Source organism: Microaerobacter geothermalis, assembly GCF_021608135.1.
Lineage (GTDB): Bacteria > Bacillota > Bacilli > DSM-22679 > DSM-22679 > Microaerobacter > Microaerobacter geothermalis.
Genome location: NZ_JAKIHL010000005.1, coordinates 29,262 through 51,154, shown reverse-complemented (window position 1 = coordinate 51,154; position 21,893 = coordinate 29,262). Strand labels below are relative to the sequence as shown.

The 21,893-nt window shown below is 46.2% G+C and carries 24 protein-coding genes; 1 reads left to right on the top strand and 23 read right to left on the bottom strand.

Going from position 1 to position 21,893, the window contains the following annotated elements; genetic code table 11:
- Positions 1-157 precede the first annotated feature (157 nt).
- The 9 genes from L1765_RS04460 to L1765_RS04420 form a co-directional block, all read right to left on the bottom strand.
- Positions 158-916 (bottom strand): M23 family metallopeptidase, encoded by a 759-nt coding sequence (locus L1765_RS04460; protein ID WP_236405449.1) that lies wholly within the window; start codon positions 914-916, stop codon positions 158-160.
- A 223-nt stretch (positions 917-1,139) separates the two neighbouring features.
- Positions 1,140-2,693, bottom strand: coding sequence for a cardiolipin synthase (gene cls / locus L1765_RS04455; RefSeq protein ID WP_236405448.1), 1,554 nt, complete (start codon positions 2,691-2,693; stop codon positions 1,140-1,142).
- Between the two features lie 65 nt (positions 2,694-2,758).
- A complete protein-coding gene (gene spoIID, locus L1765_RS04450; RefSeq protein ID WP_236405447.1) occupies positions 2,759-3,751 on the bottom strand; it encodes a stage II sporulation protein D in 993 nt (330 codons plus the stop codon).
- Positions 3,752-3,873: 122 nt separating this feature from the next.
- On the bottom strand, positions 3,874-4,224 hold the full coding sequence (locus L1765_RS04445; RefSeq protein ID WP_236405446.1) for a type II toxin-antitoxin system PemK/MazF family toxin: 351 nt from the start codon (positions 4,222-4,224) through the stop codon (positions 3,874-3,876).
- A complete protein-coding gene (locus L1765_RS04440; protein ID WP_236405445.1) occupies positions 4,218-4,490 on the bottom strand; it encodes a hypothetical protein in 273 nt (90 codons plus the stop codon). Before L1765_RS04440 ends, L1765_RS04445 begins: the two co-directional genes overlap by 7 nt.
- Positions 4,491-4,679: 189 nt before the next feature.
- Complete coding sequence (murA, locus tag L1765_RS04435; protein WP_236405444.1) at positions 4,680-6,029, bottom strand: UDP-N-acetylglucosamine 1-carboxyvinyltransferase; 1,350 nt, start codon at positions 6,027-6,029, stop codon at positions 4,680-4,682.
- A 19-nt stretch (positions 6,030-6,048) separates the two neighbouring features.
- Entirely contained in the window at positions 6,049-6,807 is a 759-nt protein-coding gene (locus L1765_RS04430; RefSeq protein ID WP_236405443.1) for a YwmB family TATA-box binding protein, read from the bottom strand.
- Positions 6,808-6,906: 99 nt separating this feature from the next.
- On the bottom strand, positions 6,907-7,146 hold the full coding sequence (locus tag L1765_RS04425; protein WP_236405442.1) for a DUF1146 family protein: 240 nt from the start codon (positions 7,144-7,146) through the stop codon (positions 6,907-6,909).
- Between the two features lie 337 nt (positions 7,147-7,483).
- Complete coding sequence (locus tag L1765_RS04420) at positions 7,484-7,882, bottom strand: helix-turn-helix domain-containing protein (RefSeq protein ID WP_236405441.1); 399 nt, start codon at positions 7,880-7,882, stop codon at positions 7,484-7,486.
- A 210-nt stretch (positions 7,883-8,092) separates the two neighbouring features.
- Here L1765_RS04420 and L1765_RS04415 point away from each other — a divergent pair, with 210 nt between their 5' ends.
- Entirely contained in the window at positions 8,093-8,983 is an 891-nt protein-coding gene (locus L1765_RS04415; protein WP_236405440.1) for a GGDEF domain-containing protein, read from the top strand.
- A gap of 292 nt (positions 8,984-9,275) precedes the next feature.
- Here the strand turns inward: L1765_RS04415 and nuoN are convergent, their stop codons facing one another.
- The 14 genes from nuoN to atpG form a co-directional block, all read right to left on the bottom strand.
- Positions 9,276-10,778 carry an NADH-quinone oxidoreductase subunit NuoN gene (gene nuoN, locus L1765_RS04410; protein WP_236405439.1) on the bottom strand — a complete coding sequence of 501 codons (1,503 nt, stop codon included), beginning with the start codon at positions 10,776-10,778 and terminating at the stop codon, positions 9,276-9,278.
- A 4-nt stretch (positions 10,779-10,782) separates the two neighbouring features.
- Positions 10,783-12,318 carry a complex I subunit 4 family protein gene (locus tag L1765_RS04405; protein WP_236405438.1) on the bottom strand — a complete coding sequence of 512 codons (1,536 nt, stop codon included), beginning with the start codon at positions 12,316-12,318 and terminating at the stop codon, positions 10,783-10,785.
- The gene (gene nuoL / locus L1765_RS04400) at positions 12,315-14,180 is read right to left on the bottom strand and encodes an NADH-quinone oxidoreductase subunit L (RefSeq protein WP_236405437.1); all 1,866 of its coding nucleotides are present in this window, start codon (positions 14,178-14,180) and stop codon (positions 12,315-12,317) included. Before nuoL ends, L1765_RS04405 begins: the two co-directional genes overlap by 4 nt.
- 24 nt (positions 14,181-14,204) lie before the next feature.
- Positions 14,205-14,516 carry an NADH-quinone oxidoreductase subunit NuoK gene (nuoK, locus tag L1765_RS04395; RefSeq protein WP_236405436.1) on the bottom strand — a complete coding sequence of 104 codons (312 nt, stop codon included), beginning with the start codon at positions 14,514-14,516 and terminating at the stop codon, positions 14,205-14,207.
- Complete coding sequence (locus tag L1765_RS04390) at positions 14,516-15,013, bottom strand: NADH-quinone oxidoreductase subunit J (protein ID WP_236405435.1); 498 nt, start codon at positions 15,011-15,013, stop codon at positions 14,516-14,518. The genes nuoK and L1765_RS04390 overlap by 1 nt, the downstream gene beginning before the upstream one ends.
- Entirely contained in the window at positions 15,010-15,429 is a 420-nt protein-coding gene (gene nuoI, locus L1765_RS04385; RefSeq protein ID WP_236405434.1) for an NADH-quinone oxidoreductase subunit NuoI, read from the bottom strand. Before nuoI ends, L1765_RS04390 begins: the two co-directional genes overlap by 4 nt.
- Before the next feature lie 13 nt (positions 15,430-15,442).
- A complete protein-coding gene (nuoH, locus tag L1765_RS04380; protein ID WP_236405433.1) occupies positions 15,443-16,447 on the bottom strand; it encodes an NADH-quinone oxidoreductase subunit NuoH in 1,005 nt (334 codons plus the stop codon).
- Positions 16,447-17,559, bottom strand: a complete 1,113-nt coding sequence (locus L1765_RS04375) for an NADH-quinone oxidoreductase subunit D (RefSeq protein WP_236405432.1) — start codon at positions 17,557-17,559, stop codon at positions 16,447-16,449. Before L1765_RS04375 ends, nuoH begins: the two co-directional genes overlap by 1 nt.
- Positions 17,560-17,562: 3 nt before the next feature.
- Positions 17,563-18,069 carry an NADH-quinone oxidoreductase subunit C gene (locus L1765_RS04370; RefSeq protein WP_329609986.1) on the bottom strand — a complete coding sequence of 169 codons (507 nt, stop codon included), beginning with the start codon at positions 18,067-18,069 and terminating at the stop codon, positions 17,563-17,565.
- Positions 18,066-18,584, bottom strand: a complete 519-nt coding sequence (locus L1765_RS04365; protein WP_236405431.1) for a NuoB/complex I 20 kDa subunit family protein — start codon at positions 18,582-18,584, stop codon at positions 18,066-18,068. The genes L1765_RS04370 and L1765_RS04365 overlap by 4 nt, the downstream gene beginning before the upstream one ends.
- Positions 18,575-18,940, bottom strand: a complete 366-nt coding sequence (locus tag L1765_RS04360; protein WP_236405430.1) for an NADH-quinone oxidoreductase subunit A — start codon at positions 18,938-18,940, stop codon at positions 18,575-18,577. Before L1765_RS04360 ends, L1765_RS04365 begins: the two co-directional genes overlap by 10 nt.
- 173 nt (positions 18,941-19,113) lie before the next feature.
- Positions 19,114-19,524 carry a F0F1 ATP synthase subunit epsilon gene (locus L1765_RS04355; RefSeq protein ID WP_236405429.1) on the bottom strand — a complete coding sequence of 137 codons (411 nt, stop codon included), beginning with the start codon at positions 19,522-19,524 and terminating at the stop codon, positions 19,114-19,116.
- A gap of 29 nt (positions 19,525-19,553) precedes the next feature.
- A complete protein-coding gene (gene atpD, locus L1765_RS04350; RefSeq protein WP_236405428.1) occupies positions 19,554-20,960 on the bottom strand; it encodes a F0F1 ATP synthase subunit beta in 1,407 nt (468 codons plus the stop codon).
- 20 nt (positions 20,961-20,980) lie between these two features.
- Complete coding sequence (gene atpG, locus L1765_RS04345) at positions 20,981-21,838, bottom strand: ATP synthase F1 subunit gamma (RefSeq protein WP_236405427.1); 858 nt, start codon at positions 21,836-21,838, stop codon at positions 20,981-20,983.
- Positions 21,839-21,893 lie beyond the last annotated feature (55 nt).

The following is a 21,893-nucleotide window of genomic DNA, read 5'->3' as shown; positions in this document are numbered from 1 at the left end:
TATTGATGGTGGGAGGTATATATTCTACAATTACAAGCCTGACAAGCTAATTCGGTACAGATTTTTTTGTTGAGGGGATAACTTAGCTCGTGAAGAATTATGGAATGAACAAAAAAAGGAAGCCGAAAAATAAGGCTTCCTTACGCTAATGATTATTTTACTGTGCTACTTGCTCTTGTGTATCCGGACCGCCTAAATAGGAGTCAGGGGACACGGCGTTTCCATCCTTGCGAACCTCAAAATGAAGATGAACTCCGGCATCTTTTTCAAAGATATTTCTTCCTGCTACTCCAATGGGATCTCCCTGGGTGACCTGATCCTTTTCCTTCACCTTGACTTCATCAAGACTTTGGTAGACGGTAACCAGGCCATCTCCATGATCTATCTCCACCAGGTTGCCAACGGTAGGACTTTGCTCTACCTGGATCACTTCACCGCTAAGGGCCGCTACCACATTAAACGGCTTTCCGTCTAATGCGGCAATGTCCACTCCCGTATGGGGCCAGTAGGTGTCTTCATACTTTACCAATGCAGAGGCTTGTACTTCTTCGCTGGCTCCCTGATCAAAGTAGTTCATGGTAATATCCACGTCAGCATCCGGATCCACTGGCCAAATCATCTGTTCCTTGGTACCTGTCACCGCGACAGACTCTTCAGTATCAGCCGTTTCAAAGGTTGTGCTATCCTCTGTGGTTCCCGGGGCATTTTCCGAATATTCAATGCCTTCCAGGCCCAATTCGTTCTTATCTATGGCCAAATCGTTGGGATCCTGGTACCACAGAATGAACGCAAGTATAAGTCCAGCTGCTGCCAAATAAATCACCGGGAAAGTCCATTTGTTTCGCAGGAAACGTCTCCATTTTGATGGTTTTACAGCAGGTCGAGTGCTTTCACGATTTTTTTGTTGTTCACTCATTTACATCACCTCAGGATTCAGTATCGCCAGAATTTTCCGTGCATATACCTGAATCTTTCGGGGAGACTCATATAGTTGCGAAAAAATCAATCAAATTTGCCTTATATGGACGGAACTAAGAATTTGCTAAGGACAGCCTTCGAGTTCGCTCAAAGCGGACATTAATTCTTCCTGTCCGAACTCGACTGGCGGACGTGTAAATTCTTAGTTCCGTATCTATAGATTAAAGCAGCGGTGAAAAGAGCCTTGCAGCTGATTCCCGGCTCTTTTTCCAAATGGAGCGTTTTTCGAATTCCTCCAGGGTTAACTCCCTGCTATCCTGGATATCGTTTAAAAAGTCCCTTTCCAGCCGCTTCACCACTTTATGTTCATAGATCAGGGCATTCACTTCGAAATTATGGTGAAAGCTTCTCATATCCATATTGGCTGTCCCGACAGAGGCTACTTCGCTGTCCACCATCAAGATCTTGGCGTGGATAAAACCTTTTTCATACAGATATACCTTCACCCCGGCCCTGAGCAAATCTTCCACATAGGACATGGAGGCCCAATACACGATGCGATGGTCCGGTCTTCCGGGGAGAATGATCCGCACATCCACCCCGCTTAAGGCGGCTGTTTTCAGTGCCATTAGAATGCTTTCGCAAGGAACAAAATAGGGGGAGGTGATGTATACCTTCTCCTGTGCCGAGGCAATGGTGGCAAAATAGGCCTGCATAATGGACTCCCAGTCGGAGTCGGGGCCACTTGCCGCGATTTGAATCAATTCTTCGCCCACTTCTTCCTGTGCCGGGAAGTATTCTAAATCCTCCACTTCCTCTCCGGTGATAAAGCCCCAATCCTCAAGAAAAATATTTTGTAGGAAGTAGACGGCTTCCCCTTCGATTTTCAAGTGGGAATCCCGCCAGAATCCCATTTTTTCATTTAATCCCAAATATTCATCTCCAATGTTTAATCCGCCGACAAAACCGATACTTCCGTCAATGACAACAATTTTGCGGTGGTTGCGGTAATTGAGCTTGCTGTTCATCAGCGGAATCCTGACGGGGAGAAAGGCGGCTACCTGGACCCCAGCCATTTTTAACTCTTCGACATATTGGCTGGACAGCTTCCAGCTTCCCAGGCCGTCATACATAAAGCGAACTTTTACCCCTTGTTTCGCCCTTTCAATCAGGGCCTGTTGAATCTGTTTTCCAATGCCGTCATCCCGAACGATGTAAAATTCCAAATGAATATGGTGCTTTGCTTTCTTGATCTCTTCCAGAATGGCGCCATACGTCTGCCTACCATTGGTGAGGACTTCTGTCCGATTATTGACGGTAAAGGGAGAGTGGGTATTGTTTAATACGAGCTGTAGGAGGCGGCGCTTGTTGGTCATCCAACCCCCGCAGAACTGTTCGTTGCTCCTTACCGCTTCAATCTGGGTGTGAATAATCTCGTTGATATGTTCCATCTCAACGATTTCTTTTTGGCGGAACAATTTCTTCTTCCGCCAATTGCGTCCAATTAAAAAGTATAAGATAATGCCAAAAATGGGAGACAGGATAAAGGCGAGTATCCATGCAATCGTCTCAGATGGCTTTCGATTTTCAAAAAATATCACGAAGGCAACGATGATCAAGGAAAGGGAAAGAAGGGAGTAAAGAATGCTTTTTACCCAGTCTGACCATTTTTTCTCTGCTGCAACAGGTTGGGCACTGGCCACGGGAGTAAGGCTATTGAATACTATCAATAAAAATAATAAAAGCAGGACAATCTTCTTTGATGGTCTCATCATTCACCTCATTCGGATTTGTTCTGCTTTTATTTTACACAATTCCGACTAGAAAAGTATCCTGTTTCTTATTTTTCCTGGATCCAATTCCGGTAATCTTTAATTTCCACACCTTTATAGTAGTAAAGGAGGATTTCTTCGGCTGTTTTGCCTTCCTTGGCCATGCCGTTGGCTCCCCATTGGCTCATGCCTACCCCATGTCCGTATCCATAGGTCGTGAACCGGATATTTCCATCTCTGATTTCCCATGAAAATTGGGAGGAGTTGAGCCCCAGTCTCTCCCTGACTTCCCTGCCGGTATACGTTTTTCCCGCGATGCGGATTTCCTTGATTCGCTTTCCCTCGGTCCATTCCTTGACCTTTATCCAATCCTGTCCGGCAGCGGCTGGAATGACGGCATTGGTCAAGCCCAATTTGGATAACAGGACGGGAAGGGGCATTTGAACCTGTGATTGAAATTTCGGTGATTCCTGGTCCCACGGTGAGGGAACGCTTCTTAGGTAGGGAATTTTTTCGGACCAGTAATCTTCAGAATTCTCCGTATATCCATTACTGGTGGAAAAAAAGGTGGCATTAATGGGCTTCCCCTGATAGGTGATGACTTGACCTTCTGTTTCTTTTATCACCTGATTCAGTTTATTGATCTTCCACTCATATTCGAAGCCCCAGCGATCTTTGAGCTGCCTGTCGTCCAGATAGACCTGGTGGTTTATGGTGTCTGTCACCAGCCCTCCATCGGGAACGTTGGAAAAGTCTTTTTCTACGATTCGACGGAGGATATAGGTTCTGGCGGCTATTGCCTGGGCTTTCAAGGCTTCCAGCTCAAATTCGGCAGGCATTTCAGCGGCAACCACACCCCGTATGTACTCTTCCAACGGAATCTCTTCCATTTCTTTCTTTTCGCTTCGGTATACAGGGATAAGGATCTGTTTAGCCCTTTGTATCCCTGTCTCTTCATTCTGTATGTTTTCCGGCTTCTCCATGAACAAGGATAGGATGGCAGGAACAAAAAGCGTCAGAACCACGACTCCGACGACAATAAAGATCATGTATTTTCGCATGTTCTCCCTCCCACGTTTCACCCATAGGGATCGCCTGTTCACCCAACGGCTAGTCCTATCCAACCCGTCAGGAATGGCTTTCCTTTATACCTTATGAGCGGGGGGAGGGAGTTATGACAAGATCATACGAGATCCAGATATGCCATCATGGCTTGTCTGATTTTTTCCCTATATTCTTCAGAACCAATATATCCGCACTTATCTTTTAGCCGTTCTTTTGATACTGCTCTGATTTGATGTGCCATCGCGATCGAATCTTTGGGCAATCCGGATATCTCCGAGGGCAAGTATGCTTCAATTGAATACACCTTTCGTCCGGGTTTCGCTGACGTTAAGGAAATAACGGTTACAATAGGCAATGACAGATTCGCTTCCTCAGTGGATACAACCAGGACTGGCCTAACTCCTGATTGTTCGGATCCTTTCGTTGGATTTAGATCCGCCCAAAAAATTCCCCATTGATATGTTACCATTCGGATGGCTCCTTTATTTCTTTATCACTATGCTCAAAAGCTTTCATACTCTCTTCCAGGTCTTTGATAAACAACGGATCATTGGAAGCATCCATCATTTCTTTCTTTAGAAGTTCTTTTTCAACTTTTATAGAATACTCTTCCAATGCTTCCCTGACTCCTGCATTCATCGAAGGAATAACCTTTTGTTCTGCATAATTTTTGTACTTCTCGATTAATTCAATGGGCAGGTTGAATGTAACGTTTTTCCCTTTAGCACCCATCATGATCACCCCGTTTTATTTATATTTATATTGTATATTTTTATTGTAAATTTTAAAAGGTTAATCTTAAATCTACTTAGATAATTATTCTCAAAGAAAAAAAGCAGATCACCTGAAGTCAACTTCCGGTGGTCTGCTGCTTTCATATTTGAGCCGCAACCCTTCGGGCAACAGCCATTATATAGGTTAGGTTCACGCGAAAGAAGCCTGGATCTTGATCTTCGGCTGTACCTCTTTGGCTAGGGAGGGCTCTTTGGCTGACTCTTCCTCCCCTTCCTCTGCTTCGGAGCAGCGTTCAATATCGGCTCCCAGGGCCTTTAATTTTCCGGCGAAGTCCACATAACCCCGATCCAGATGGTGCAGTCCGAACACTTCCGTAATTCCGTCTGCGGCAAGTCCTGCCAAAATTAGGGCCGCCGTTGCCCGTAGATCGGTTCCTGTTACCTTGGCTCCGCTTAGGAGGGAACCTCCTTCAACGATGGCACTTCTTCCTTCTATCCTAATATTGGCGCTCATTCGTTTAAATTCTTCCACATGCATAAAGCGGTTTTCAAATACCGTTTCTGTTACGATGCAGGTTCCTTCAGCCTTCAGCAGGAGGGCCATCATTTGGGACTGCATATCGGTGGGAAACCCGGGGTATGGAAGGGTTTTGATATCCACTGCCTTGAGGGTAGTTTCCTTTGCCAACACCCGGATGCTGTTTTCCTGCTCTTCTATGGTAATGCCCATCTCCCTCATCTTGGCAATAACCGGCTTCAAATGGTCACAGATGGCTCCATCTATGGTGACATCACCACCGGTAATGGCTGCAGCTACCATGAACGTTCCCACTTCGATTCGGTCAGGAATGACGGTATGTACTGTGCCGGACAGGAACTCCACACCTTCAATTCGGATGGTGCCTGTTCCGGCCCCGCGGACCTTGGCCCCCATCCCGTTGAGGAAGTTGGCCAAGTCAACAATTTCCGGCTCCTGGGCCGCATTTTCTATGACGGTTGTACCTTCAGCCAAGGTAGCTGCCATCATGATATTTTCGGTGGCTCCGACGCTGGCAATATCCAGATAAATTTTTGCCCCTTTTAGACGTCCTTTACACTTGGCTTCAATAAAACCTTGGCCGATCTCAATGTCAGCTCCCATGGCTTCAAAGCCCTTCAGATGCTGATCAATGGGGCGGGTGCCGATGGCACACCCTCCCGGCAAAGCCACTCGGGCACTTCCCTCCCTCGCCAGTAGGGGACCCATGATGAGAAATGAGGCTCTCATCTTGCGAACCAAATCATAGGAGGCTTCTACCCCTTTCATTTCCTCTGCATTGATGTATACCGTATCATCCTTTTGTTCCACTTTTACTTGTAACGTAGACAAAAGTTTACACATGGTATGTACATCATCCAATTTCGGAACATCATGTATGACCGATTTCCCTTTTGAGCCCAGGATCGATGCCGCAATGATCGGCAATACGGCATTCTTGGCTCCCTGTGCCTTCACTTTTCCTTCTAGTCGCCTGCCACCGCGGACAATCATTTTGTCCAATTGCTTTCCCCTCCGACTATTAATATTCCACTGTAATAATGGGTGTACCTATCGTTACTACAAGTGAACCGTCCCTTCGATCCCGATGGGCCGCCACTTGCAGATTCATCTTTTGTTGATTCGTCCAAATATATTTTCCGATTTCCGGGGTATAGGCTGAGATGCTTAAGGCTGTGTCATCTTGAAAGGATTCGACCACCTTGGCTTCCCTTTTGTTCAGCATCTTTTCCAGCAGCGATGATGGTTGGACGAGCCAGTCGCCATTGTTCAGTCTATCACTGATTCTCCCTTGGATACAAGCATTAAATTGGGGGACAAATCCTGCCGTTTGCACCCACTGATTCATTTGCTCTGCCAATTTTTCCACTTCAGACAAGGCAAAGCGATTGTGGGTTACTTTCCAGGTTACATAGGTTCGGTTATCCAAATCAGAAAGGTGCATGATTTGCAGAGAGGCTTGTGCGCCGCCCTTCAGCTCTTTTGCGGTCTGGTAGACCCAATGGCCGCGAATTTGTTTCATCTCACCTACGGGCATGGACGCTTTTTGGGCCATTTCTTCCCCCATCTGTTGAAGCGCTTCTTTTCCTTCTGCTTTTTCGTATTCTTCGCTCTGGTGAAGGACCACTAGTTCCGGCACTGCCCGTGACTCCCCATAGATGGCAGCGATCAGGGCGGCATCCCGGACAGAATCCCCAATTTGCCCGGAAACCGTGCGATAAACAGAAAATAAGATGGCAATTAATGAAAGTATTATAATTCCCCAATATCTTTTGTTCAAGTTCCCTCTCTCCTTTGGTAAAGATTAACTCTTTTAATTCTATTTTTTACCTGAGAGAAGGGGTCTATACTTCAAAATGTTCTTGATGAAGGATATTTTTTAGAAGAACATTTTCAACATCAGGGACCACCCTAAATACTGGCGGAAAAATTCAGCTACACCATTTCCAATGGCAATGGAGAGAAGGATCAGCAAAAGCTTCCCCTGGGCACTGTCCGGCCGGGCCAGAAACAAATCAAATTTAAATGTCTGAAGGGCCCACCAGGTCAGGGCGATAAATACAAGGGAAATGAATATATTTAATACGCCAGAGATGGCAAAGGAGCTTCCAGCATCCATTGCGTGCTTCCTCCTTTCTCCTCTTTTCTCGTTTGTATCACGTTCACATTTATTGGTTCCAGACTATAGCCTACGTCGATTTTTTACAGGGGTTAAGAACTTTATGGCAATTCGCCACCTCTTCTAGATTCTACACGTTTGGGTGAATCCCTTTTTCCATTTTTTTCTGTGCTGGAAATTCACAATTTATTCACAATCTAGTCACAATCTTTCAACCTTATGGTTCGAAGGTTCTGCCATTTTTATGGGGGTGAGATGGAAAAAGCATCCCGCTTTATCTTTGGTTTGCGGGATGCCCATCGACAATGTTAGACAAAATTCGGGAGGTGCCAGGCACCTATTTCATTTCTATCAGCAGTTCAATGACTTTGATCAGGTCACGCAACCTTTTGGGATCGGTTTTTAACAGTTTTACCAGCACTTCCTGAAGCTTGGTATTCTCTTTCAGGATGTAGAGCTGTTCAAGCAAATCTTCCCTTATCCCCTCGACTTGGGAGCCGTACCTTTTCTGTATTTCCCGCACGATTTCACCCGGCGCTTTGATTCCGGTCAGTTCTTCCAATCCAATGGAAAATACAGCGGCCAATTTCCCCAGGGTGACGAGATCCGGGATCCTTTCCCCGATTTCATATTTGGCCAAAGTAGAACGGGAGAGGTTAATTTCTTTTGCCAATGAAGCTTGGCTCATATTTAATTTTTTCCTGTAAAACTTGATCCGATCTCCAATATGTTGCAATTGGTTTCACCTATTCCCTCTTGAGGTTGACGTCTCTTACACGCAATATATATCGTGTCCTACCATTGAACATACCATGTCAATATGCGCCTTAATAACCCCAGGGTAGAGAATAAATGGAACTTATCTTGATTTGTGCCATAATAGAACATATAATGGGAATGATTAGAAAATTTTTCGAGTAGTGACTACATTCTTCTGGTGATAGAGATGAAATTAAGAGATTTGCTCCCGATCCCCAACTGGATATATTATTCCCATTTGTTTCTGGTTTTCCTGTTTGCATTCTTCCTGTTGTTGTTACCGGAAACCCCTGTATTCACCATCCTGTTATTCTTCCTTTATCTTATTTGTCTGGCTGGGGGACATTTTCTCTTCTCCCGCATAAAAAGGGCAGGATGGTTTCCTATATACTTTCTCGTCATTTTGACGTTGGAAGAAGCTCTCCTCCTTCCCCTTGTCCTTTATCAGCCTTTTGTACTCTTGTTTGTTCCGATTCCTGTCTTTCTTTATCAATTGGCTTATCCTTTATTGGGAACTGTGCTGCATTTGCTTGTCTTTATCCTTATTTTTTTGCTTCCTTTTCCATTGGAACCGGATATATTATCGATTCTCATGTTCCAATACCTGTTTTATTTTTCTTTGGGGATTGGGTATAGTGTCAGTTTTCTTCAATCGTTAAAGGATCCGTTGACGGACTTTCCCCGCTTTCATCATGTCAAAAGGGATCTTTGGGTTTATTCTCCCAGGGGAGTTGTCTGTTTTCTGATTGATATTGACCAATTTAAAAAATATAACGATGAGAAAGGGCATCTCGCTGGAGATCATCTGTTAGAAAATGTTTCTTCATATCTAAAACAAACGTTTCCTAAAGGGTCTGTTATCTTTCGATACGGTGGAGATGAGTTTATTATCCTGGCGGAGAATATGACGGATGACGCGGCTCATCAATTAGCCTCAGGGGTAAGTGGAGGAGTGATCGTTAAAGAAAATCCGAAAACCAAAAAAATGGAGCAGTTTTCCCTAAGTGTCGGAGTATCAACCAGTTCAGTACCCATTCTTCTGAAGTCCTTAGTTCAACAGGCCGACCAACAGATGTAACAGGTAAAGGAGTCAAAAACGGGTACAAGGAACGTCATTCCACTGGAATGTTCTAATTCCGACGAAATAAAGCATCAATTAAAAAGCTAAACCAATCCTGGTTTTGTGATGGGCAGGGAAGCGATAAAAAAATGGTAAAGCCGGTTACCCTTTAAGATGGTAAATCCGGCTTTTTTCTATTAGGGGTAGGCCCTCCAGCCAGCCATTGTTCATAAATGGGCATCCCACTTTACCTTTGACGGTGGAATGCCCAATGATCAATTTCGACAAATTCTCGGATGGTGCCTGGCACCTATCGAACAAAGATTTCGGTCAGGTTAAAGTTAACCTGGAGGAAGTCAATGACGGTGTTAGGCACAAATCCGGCCGTAATCACAACGACCACAGCGATGATGACCACAGTGGCAATCGTTGGGGGAATCTTTAGCGGTTGATCACTTCCTGCCCTCATATACATTTGACGGATGATGCCAAAGTAGTAGAAGTAGGAAACGACGCTGGTTGCGACCATGATCCCGGCCAACCAATAATTTCCCCTTAACACTGAGCTTAAGAAGATGTAAAATTTCCCAAAGAATCCGGCCGTAATGGGCAGCCCTGCCATGGAGATCAGCAGGATGGTCATGGCAAAGGCGGTCAGCGGAGCCCGATGGTATAAGCCGGCAAAAGATTTCATATCTTCTGTTCCCTGGTCACGGTTTACCACCATGATGATGGCAAAGGCTCCTACGGTGGCGAAGAGATAGCCGATTAGATAATACAACGCCTGTTCAAAGAAAATGTTGGTGATCGTTGCAAAGGGGATCAACAGGTATCCGGCATGGCCAATACCTGAGTAGGCCATCATTCTCTTCACATTGGTTTGCCTTAAGGCCAAGGTATTCCCGATGATCATTGTCGCTGCAGCAACGATGCCAATATAGATCGGCAGCTGATTAAATAATACGCTGATCATTCCGCCCTCCGGTGAAAATTTCACCAGTGAGCTGAAGGCGGTTAGGAAGACCCGGAAAACAATGGCGAATCCGGCAGCCTTGGACACCGATGCCAAGAAGGCGGTTATGGGAGTCGGTGCTCCCTGGTATACGTCGGGTGCCCACATGTGAATGGGAACGGCGGAAATCTTGTAGGTTAATCCCACAAACATCAGAAAGAAGGCCAGATATACCATCAGATCAAATCCGCCTTGGTACGCCTCTCCCAAACGGTCAGCAATCACATAAAGGTTGGTGCTGCCTGTTAATCCATAAACAAAGCTCATTCCGTACAGGAGAATGGCAGAGGCGATTCCTCCAGTTACCACATACTTAAAGGCAGATTCATTCGATTGAATATGTTTCTTCTTCAATCCGGCCATAATGTAGGAGGAGATACTGAGAAGCTCCAACCCTACGAATAAGGTGATCAGATCGGCGGAGGAGGCCATGATCATGGCTCCCAAAAGGGCCGTTAAGATCAAGTAGTATAATTCTCCGTCATATTTAATTTCTTTCTTGTCCACATAATTGATGGTGATCAACAGAACCAACGCGGTTCCTGTCAGGAACAAGAGCTTAAAGATATTGGCAAAGGCATCCAGACGGATCATGTCATTCATAATCTGCTGGACCGGCTCCCCTACATTTTGGAAGACGAAGTAGATGGAGAGGAGGATTCCGGCAATCCCCATCCATCCGAATATGCTGCGGTCCTGCTCATCAGACATAAACAGGTCAATGATCATGATCAGCGTAGCCACACCCAGGATCGCAAACTCCGGCGCCAATATCCCCCAGGGATGATCTAATACGTTCATCTGCTTACCCCCCTATCCTTAACACGATATTTTGAATGGTAGCTTGCAGGGGTTCACTCAAAACGGCAGGGTATACCCCGATTAATACGATAAACCCGATTAATACTACCATGGGAATGGCTTCAAGGGGTTGCGCATCCTTTAAATCGGCCCATCTTTCAGGCATTTGTCCAAAGGTTGAGCGCAGTACGGCCCGCAGCATATACGCTGCTGTCAAGATAATTCCCAAAGCTCCAATGGTTGCCCACACCGGCATGACGCCAAATAATCCGAGGTAGGCCAGGAATTCACTGATAAATCCTGAGAGTCCGGGCAATCCCAAGTTTGCCATCGCTGCGGTGAGCAAAATTCCGCTGATGTATGGCATGGACTTGGCCAATCCCCCCAGTTCGTGAATATAGGAGGTTTGGGTCCGTTCATAGATGATTCCCACTACAAACATTAGCAACGCGGAAATCAGACCATGGGAGATGGTTTGGAATATTGCTCCCTGAAGTCCGGCAAAGTTTAATGCCGCCAGTCCGAGAAGGACGATTCCCATGTGACTCAAACTGGAATAGGCCAGCACCATTTTCAGATCCTTCTGGACAAAAGCTAGTACCGCACCGTAGAGGATATTGATAACCCCTAGGATGGCGATAAACGTAGCCAGATCGCTCATCACCTCTGGGAAGAATCCTGCATTAAAGCGGATTAATCCGTAGGCTCCAATTTTTAAAAGGACGGCAGAGTGGATCATCACCACTGCCGGATGGGCATCGGTATAGATGCGCAGCATCCAGGTGTGCACCGGGAAGATGGGCAGCTTGATTCCAAAGGCGATCAAGAGAGAAATCATCAAGGCCAGGCGGAATCCATAATCCAGGTAGAATGGACTGTCTGCCGCGTTCACCGGGGACATGGGATTGGTCAAATACTGGGTAATTTCAGCAATCTCAAGGGTTCCCAGCTTCATAAAGATGGCCACAAAGGCAATCAGCATGATAGCAGAACCCACCCCATTGTAAATCAAAAACTTCATGGCCGCCTTTTCCCTATCCACATATCCCCAAATGGCGATCAGGAAGAAGAAGGCCACCAGTGAAACTTCAAAGAAAACGAAGAACAGGAACAGGTTCAGGGAAAGAAACACTCCCAACATTCCGATCTCATTGATCAGGAAAAGAATGAAAAACTCTTTCCAGCGCTTGGTGATACTCATGGCGGCAACGGCTGCCATGGTACTGATCAAGGTACTCAAGATCACCAAGGCCAGGGATAACCCATCTAGGCCAAGCTGATAATCCAGGCTTAAAAATACCGGCTGTCCCGCTGGGCTTGTGCCAAACGGAATGGAAATCCAGGAGTAATTTTCCTGGAACTGCATCTCATCAGTGGTAAAATCAAAGTTTCCGTACAAGAAAAGAGCAATCGCCAACGGCAGAAGGGTGGATAAAATTCCGACCCACTTAATGACTCCCGCTTTATCCCGCGGCACAAGTAGCAGGATTAAAATCCCTAAAACCGGGGAAAAGGTTAATATCGTTAATAGATTGTTCATATGCCAAAGTACCCCCCTGCTACGGACAATCCGAGAATGAGGAGGACCAGACCCAACAGGGCCACAGCTCCATAGGTTTGAATCCGCCCGTTTTGTAACCTTGCGCCCCATGCTCCGATACCGGCGGTTAACTTGGCCACCAGTTGTACCAATCCGTCTACGATGACTCGATCAAAGAAAAAGGCGGCACGTCCCAGTACACCAAGGGGCTTTACAAAAGCCGTTCCGTAAAACTCATCCACATAATATTTATGAAACAGGACCTTGTACGCCCATGGGAATGGTTTCACAAGAACATCTCTGGACACGCTCTTCTTTCCATACATGAGCCAGGCCAGCAGGATTCCGGACAAGGAAATGAGAAGAGCTACCATCTGAATCCAAACAACCGGTTCTTCTTCTGTTCCGAATTGAGTCCAGCCATTGGTTAGCCATTCGCCCAAAATCGGATTAAATGGCGTGTTGATCAATCCAGCAACCGTCGCCATAATGGCTAAAATAATCATGGGAACGGTCATGACCAACGGGGATTCGTGAACTTGGGTTCCCTTCTGTTCTCCAGTAAAGACCATAAAGAAGATCCGGAAGATATAAAATGCGGTGAAGAAGGCGGCTACAACGCCTATCCAGAACAAGCCAATCCGCCCGTCGTGCCATACGGATACCAGGATTTCATCCTTGGACCAAAATCCGGCAAAGGGGAAGATTCCGGATAAGGCAAGGGCCCCGATAAGGAAACTCCATCCGGTAATTTTCATCTTCTTCCATAAACCGCCCATTTCCTGAATGTTTTGGGTGTGAACGGCATGGATGACGCTACCGGCAGACAGGAACAACAACGCTTTAAAGAAGGCGTGGGTATATAAATGGAATACTCCTCCCACATATCCCATGGCCCCCAGGGCCAGCATCATGTATCCCAATTGGCTTACGGTGGAGTAAGCAATAATTCTTTTGATATCGTTCTGCACCAAACCGATGGATGCGGCAAAGATGGCGGTAATCCCACCGGTATAGGCCACTACATCCAGGGCTACTGGAGATGCGCTGAACAGCGGGAACACGCTGGCAACCAAGTAAACTCCGGCAGCCACCATGGTTGCGGCGTGGATTAACGCGGAAACGGGAGTGGGACCTTCCATCGCATCGGGCAACCAGGTATGAAGGGGGAATTGGCCAGATTTTCCGATGGCCCCGATGAACACAAGGATCGCCACCAGTGTCAGCATTCCTCCGCTTAACCGGCCGTCACCGACAGCAGCAAAGATCTCTGAATTATCCAGGCTTCCCACCTGCCAAAAAATCAGAGCGATCCCGATAAAAAATCCGACATCTCCGATCCTGGTCACCATAAAGGCTTTCTTCGCAGCAGCCTTTGCTTCCGGTTTAAAGTACCAGAAACCGACAAGGAGGAACGAGCATACCCCTACCAACTCCCAGAAAATATAGATTTGCAGGAGGTTGGGTGAAATGACCAACCCGAGCATGGAGAAGGTAAAGAGGGCTAAATAGGAATAAAAGACTGGCACACGATCATCTTCATGCATATATCCTTTGGAGTAGATGTGAACCAGGAGACTGACAAAGGTCACGACAAACAGCATAAGGGCATTTAATGGGTTTACTTCAAACCCCACATTAATCACTTTATCTCCAATGGTCAACCATTCAATGCTACGATTGACATTTTCTGCGTTTTCGCCAAACCTCTCTATGAGTGTAAATAGTGCCAGAACAAAGGAACCAAATACGGCAATGATTCCGATATAGGATGCACCTTCCTTCAACTGGCGGCCGAAAGCTACGAGCAGGATAAAGGCTAGTAGCGGAAAGAGAGGTATCAGCCATGCATTTTCTAACATTTGATCACCCGTCCTTCTTCAGCATTATCGCTTCATAATATCCATCTCATCTACGTTTACGGTACCCCTATTGCGGTAGAGGGCGATGAGAATCGCTAGCCCTACGGACGCTTCGGCAGCGGCCACCGTCATGGTAAACAGGGTGAAAATTTGTCCGGCAATATTGGCAAACAGGCCATATTTAGCAAATGCTACCAGATTAATATTGACGGCATTCAGCATTAATTCAATGGACAATAAGACGATCACGGCGTTTCTTTTGGTTAACGCTCCATACAATCCGATACAAAAAAGTAGAGCGGCCACCAATAGATAAGAGGCCAATGGGACTCCCATTACTTATCCGCCTCCCTTTTTGCAATGATAATTGCTCCCATCATGGCAACTAATAGTAGTATAGATGCCAATTCAAAGGGAATGACGTAGTTGGTAAACAACTGCTGTCCGATCATGGATGTATTTTGTTCAGCAAGCTGGGCCTCACTTGGAGAAACCATCCCATTGATCCCCATAAACAGGAACCCAAACAAAACTGCAGCCAGGATAAATACGAAAAATTTATGGCCTGGACGTTTCTTCTCTTCATCATCGGTGTCATGCCGCGTGAGCATGATTCCAAAGAGAGCAATAATGGTTATCGCACCGGTATATATCATCACCTGAACAAAGGCAATAAATTCCGCTTCCAAAAGAACAAACAGTCCGGCAATACTGAGAAAGGTTAGAGCCATGGAAATGGCCATATGGACCACTTTGGTAAAGTTGAGCATAAAGAAGGCTCCACCTAAGGTAAGGATGGCTAGGATAAAGAAAGCTATTAAACCTCCGCTCATGGCTTATTCCCCTTCCTAATGTTGGTGTCATTTTCATGGAGCCATTTGATATCCTTAAACAATTCATCCCGGCTGTAGGCAGCCAGCTCGAAATTATTGGTCATTACAATAGCCTCAGTGGGACAAACTTCCGTACACAAGTCGCAAAGGATACAAAGTTCAAAGTTGATATCATAGGTATCAATGACTTTTCCTTTTTTCGTGGGATCAGGGTGAGGCTTTCCTACAAGATTAATGCAACCGGTCGGACAAATCCTTGCACACTGATTACAGACGATACATTTCTCCGGATAAAAATGCTGAATTCCGCGAAAACGGTCCGGCATTTCATACGGTACGTCCGGATACATATGGGTTACTTTTTTCTTGGTCAACTGTTTCAGGGTGTACCCTAATCCTTTTGCTATGCCTAGCATGTTTTCACCCCCATTACACAATCGTTTTAATCAAAGCCGTAATAAAGATGTTTAACAAGGAGAGCGGAATCAGCACTTTCCAGCCAAAGGTCATTAACTGGTCTGCTCTCACACGGGGCAATGTCGCTTGCAGCCAAAAGATAAAGAAGACAGCGAAAGAAAATTTAAGGATAAACCAGATAATCCCTGGAATAAAGGCTAAAAATTCAAAGGGCGGATTCCATCCTCCAAGGAAAACCAAGGTGGCTATTGCTGACATTCCAAACAAATACACATATTCTGCCAACATAAAGAAGGCAAAACGGAAACCGCTGTACTCTACGTTGTATCCTGCAATCAACTCCGACTCCGCTTCCGGGAGGTCAAATGGCGTCCGGTTCAGTTCGGCAACAGCAGCGACAACAAAGATTAAAAATCCAAGAATCTGCACCAGGAAGAACCAGTTCCAGATCCCTCCGCTTTGGGCTTCGACAATATCTCTTAGATTGAGGCTTCCGGTCAGGAGTACCACCCCGATGACGGACATGACCAATGGAATTTCATAACTGATCATTTGGGCAACGGCCCGCAAAGCTCCTAAAATTGCCCACTTGTTATGGGATGCCCATCCTCCAGCTAACACCCCAATGGTTGTAATTCCTGATACGGCGATATAGTAAAGCAAGCCTACACCCAAATCTGCAAAGCCCAGGGTTTCGGAAAAGGGGAGGGTAGCCAATACCGCAAAGGAAGGGACAAAAGCGATGACAGGCGCCAATATAAACAACGGCTTATCTGCTTTAGCCGGAATGATATCCTCTTTGATCAATAGCTTGAGTACATCTGCCACGGTTTGCAATAGGCCAAGGGGGCCTACCCGGTTAGGGCCTATCCTCAGCTGCATCCAACCCAATAATTTGCGCTGGAAGTAGATGGCATAGGTTACAAAGCCTAATATTATGAAAAGGAAAACAACTCCGGAGAGAGCAAATACCGTTCCGTTTACCCAGTTTAACGGTTGCTGCAAATATTGGACCATTAACCATCAACCTCCCCAAGAACAATATCGACCCCACCGAGAATGGCAATCATGTTGGCAATGTTTTCACCCACCAGCACTTTAGGCAAAATCTGCAAATTGACGAAGGAAGGTCTGCGAAACTTGATGCGGTAGGGTTTATCTTTTCCGTTGCTGGAGATATAGCATCCAATTTCACCACGGGGAGATTCTATTCTGACAAAGGTTTCGGCATCCTTAGGACCACGAAGAACCCTTGGTACCTTCGCCATAATTTCTCCCCCTTCCGGGAACTGCTCCACCGCCTGCTCCACAATGCGTAGGGATTGGGCCATTTCTTCCATCCGAATCAAATAACGGGCATAGCAATCCCCACTTGTTTGCACGGGGATATCAAAATCAAAGCGGTCATAGATGGAGTATGGCTCATCCTTTCGGAGATCCCATTTCACTCCGGTACACCTTAAGTTAGCACCGCTCAGAGAGTAATTGATGGCGGTCTGCGCATCATAGGTTCCTACACCTTTTACACGATTCAGGAAAATCTCATTTCCCGAGACCAGTCGATGGTAACCTTCCAATTGTTCCCTCATATAGGGGACAAAGTCTCTAACCTTTTGAATCCATCCTTCAGGGGCATCCCATTTGACTCCCCCGACTCTCATGTAGTTATAGGTGAGTCTGGCACCGCACAATTCATTAAACATATTGACAATCATTTCCCGATCCCTGAAGGCATAAAGGAATGGGCTCATGGCTCCGATGTCTAATAAATAGGTTCCAAACCAAACCAGGTGGCTGGCGATTCTCTGCAGTTCCATGACAATCACCCTGAGATATTCCGCCCGTTCCGGAACCTCTATTCCCATCAGCGTTTCAACCGCGTGACAGATGACATAGTTGTTGGTCATGGCAGACAAGTAGTCCATACGGTCTGTAAAAGGAATAATTTGGGTGTAATTGAGATCTTCAGCCAGTTTTTCAGTTCCCCGATGGAGATATCCTATAACTGGAGTCACTTCTGTAATGATTTCTCCGTCCAATTTAACAATCATGCGGAAAACACCATGGGTACTAGGGTGCTGGGGACCCACGTTTAGCAATATTTCTTCTGTACGAATCTGATTCGCCATTTCCTACACCCCCTCATCATAAGGCTGGTAATCTTTGCGAAGCGGATATCCGACCCAATCCTCTGGGAGCAGGATACGAGATAGGTTGGGGTGACCTTTAAACACAATCCCCAGCAAGTCATAGGTTTCCCTTTCATTCCAATTGGCTCCGCTCCATAGGGAAGTGATGGAATCCACTTCCGGTTTTTCCCGATCCAATTTCACCCGAACGGCCAGGGGCTGGCGATTCTTGTAGGAGTAGAAATAATAGACCGTCTCCATATGTTTCTCATAGTCAACCCCGAGAAGGTTGGACAGGTAATCAAACGCCAATTCCTCATGTTGCTTTAAAACTTCTGCGACAGCCTTCCAACTCTCCTTCTTGATGACAAGGGTGGGAATATCCTTGCTGGTTTGATTGATATAGGCGTCTTCAATGACTTGATCGCCAAACTTTTCTGTAATTATTTTCACATATTTATCTAAAAGGGGCTGGTTAACAGACGCAGACTGTTCTACATTTTCGCTCATTGGCTGGTCACCTTCTTCCCGGTTTTTGCCTCATAACGAATTTTTTCACGCAATTTATTAATGCCATATATTAGTGCGACCGGGCTTGGAGGACATCCGGGAATGTAGACATCCACTGGCACGATTTGATCCACACCTTTCACTACGGCATAGGAGTTGACATAAGGACCTCCTGCTGTAGCGCATGAACCCATGGCGATGACCCATTTGGGTTCTGCCATCTGATCGTACAGTCGGCGCAAAAGGGGTGCCATTTTCTTGGTTACCGTTCCAGCCACGATCATCAAATCGGATTGACGTGGGGAAGCCCGAAAAATCGTTCCAAAACGGTCCAAATCGTAATGGGATGCACCGGTTCCCATCATTTCAATAGCACAGCAAGCTAATCCAAAGCCAAGGGGCCACAGGGAGTTGCTGCGTGACCATGCCTTTATTTCCTCCATGGTGGTAAACATCACGCTTCTCTTCAGTTCAGCCTGCTCTTCTAAGGAAAGGTTTTCCAAGTTTAGATCCATTTTAACACCTTCTTCTTCCAGGCATAAATAAGTCCCATGAATAGCATGGTCACGAAGATGAGCATTTCAATCAATGCAAACAAACCAAGCTTATCATAGGCCACTGCCCAAGGATATAAAAATACCGTTTCAACATCGAAAACAACAAACATCAGTGCAAAAATGTAATAGCGAACGTTGTAACGCACCCAACTGCTGCCGATGGCTTCATTTCCGCTTTCATAGGTGGTTCTCTTCTCCGGTGTAGGATTATGGGGTCGTAAGAAACGACCGATGGTGAGGGCGGCTACCGGCAAGAGAATGCCCAGGAAGATAAAGATGGCTACAATCAGGTAATTATTGGTGTATATTTCCATCCCATTCCCTCCATTCCTCTCTTAAATTGTGCCAAAATTCACGTGAGCAGTATTTTGGCACCCTATCAATTATAGCAAATCCGATAATATGTGTCTAACTGATGAATAAAATCATTTACAATAAAAAATCAGGGAGCAAATTTGCATTTCCCTGATTTTTTATTTGTTTATTCCTATTTCTGTGCCTTTTTGGCCACCTGGATCCGGTTAAGGGCCCTCTGGAGTGCCAATTGGGCTCTTTTAAAATCAATTTCTTCCTGTCCAGATTCGGCCAGGCGCCGTTCGGCTCGTTCCTTTGCAGCCAGAGCGCGGTTTACATCGATTTCTTCAGGCAGTTCTGCCGTTTCGGCCAGCACGGTGACCACGTCCCCGCGCACTTCGAGAAAGCCTCCGCTGATGGCCATTTCCTGTTCAATTCCATCCTTCTTGATGCGAAGGGAACTGATTTTCAACGGGGTTACCAGGGGCATGTGTCCCCTTAAGATCCCCAAATCCCCTTCTACTCCTCTGGCTACGATGAAATTAACGTCATCGCTATATACCTTGCGCTCCGGAGTAACAATTTCCAATCGGAATGTACTCATTCTTCATCCTCCCCTTGTTCAGGGTCGCCTTACATTTTCTTTGCCTTTTCCACAGCTTCTTCGATGGTTCCGACAAACAAGAAGGCTGCTTCAGGCAAGTCGTCATGTTTTCCTTCCAGGATTTCTTTGAATCCGCGAACGGTTTCTTTCACAGGAACATATTTCCCTGGAATGTTGGTAAATTGCTCGGCCACGTGGAAAGGCTGGGACAGGAAACGTTCAATTCTACGGGCACGGGCTACGGTCAGTTTGTCTTCATCGGACAACTCGTCCATCCCAAGGATGGCAATGATGTCCTGCAATTCCTTATACCGCTGCAAAATTCTCTGCACACCGCGGGCCACTTGGTAATGCTCTTCTCCTACGATCTGTGGAGACAACATTCTTGAGGTGGAAGCCAATGGGTCCACCGCGGGGTAAATTCCTTTTTCGGAAATCCCCCTGTCCAGGTTGGTGGTAGCATCCAAGTGGGCAAATGTGGTTGCAGGAGCCGGGTCTGTATAGTCATCGGCAGGCACGTAAATCGCCTGAATGGAGGTTACAGAACCCTTCTTGGTTGAGGTAATCCGTTCTTGCAATTGACCCATTTCCGTGGCTAGTGTCGGTTGATAACCTACCGCTGATGGCATGCGTCCCAACAATGCGGACACTTCAGAACCAGCCTGGGTGAAGCGGAAAATGTTATCAATAAACAGAAGCACGTCACGTCCTTCAGTGTCACGGAAATACTCCGCCATGGTCAACCCGGTCAAGGCTACGCGGAGACGGGCTCCCGGTGGCTCGTTCATCTGACCAAATACCATGGAGGTTTTACTGATAACGCCGGATTCAATCATTTCATGATACAGGTCGTTTCCTTCACGGGTCCGTTCTCCTACACCGGCGAAGATGGAGTATCCGCCGTGCTCTTGGGCAATATTGTTAATTAATTCCTGAATCAGTACGGTTTTTCCTACTCCTGCACCTCCAAAGAGACCGATTTTTCCCCCTTTGGCATATGGTGCAAGCAAGTCAACCACTTTAATTCCAGTTTCCAAAATTTCTTCCGTTGTGGATAATTCTTCATATTTGGGAGCCGGACGGTGGATTGGATGACGTTCCTTTACCTGAACGTCTCCCTTCAAATCGATGGTTTCTCCCAATACGTTAAAGAGTCGTCCCAACACTTCAGGACCTACGGGTACAGAGATCGGTTTTCCTGTGTCTACTGCTTCCATACCGCGCTTCAAGCCGTCGGTAGAAGCCATGGATACACAGCGTACCACGTTATCTCCCAGATGTACAGCGGCTTCAACGGTGAGGTTAATATCTACTTCTCCTGCACCTTGAGCCTTGTAATCTATCTTAATGGCATTGTAAATCTCAGGTAAATGTCCCTGTTCAAAGGCGATATCTACAACGGGACCCATAACCTGAACAACGCGTCCTTTGCTCATCGTTTTCCCTCCTATCTCATTTAACTTAAGGCGTTGGCTCCTCCCACGATTTCAGAAATCTCCTGGGTAATGGAAGCTTGACGTGCACGGTTATACATCAGGGTGTACTTGCTGATCATTTCTGTTGCATTATCGGTTGCGCTACCCATTGCCGTCATCCGTGCTCCCTGTTCACTCGCCTTGGAATCCAACAACGCGCTAAAGATTAAGGTTTCCGCATATTTTGGCAAAAGTTCCGCCAAAACTTCTTCGGAAGAAGGCTCATATTCATAGGATAATGTTTTTTCTTCAACGGATACTTGTTCCAATGGCAGAAGTTTTTGTTCTGTCGGTACTTGCTGAATGGCACTAACAAATTTGTTGTAAACCAGATACAATTCATCAAAGGTTCCATCCGCGTACATACCGACGGCTTTTGACGCCAACTGGCTGATATCCGCGTAGGTGGGATAATCGGACAAACCAATCACTTCTCCAATTAATGGATAGTTCCTGCGTTTGAAGAAATCCCGTCCTTTGCGCCCAACGACAAAGATGGCATATTCATCCTGGGATTTGTGGCGTTCACGGATGGTACTTACCACTTTTCTCAGGATATTCCCGTTAAATCCTCCCGCCAATCCCCGGTCAGAAGTGATGACCAGATATCCCGTCTTTTTCACTTCCCGGGATATCAGCATCGGATGTTTCATGCCTTTGCTTCCTGCGGCAATGCTTGCAATCACTTCCCGCATTTTCTCTGCATAGGGCCTGGATTGTTCAGCCCTCTCTTGGGACCTGCGCAATTTGGCGGCTGCCACCATTTCCATGGCCTTGGTAATTTGACGGGTATTTTGGACGCTTTTTATCCGCCGTTTTATCTCACGGGTTCCTTGCACTCTGCTTCACCACCTTTTCCTAACAAGTCAAGGGTTCGTTCATCTATTTCCTTCG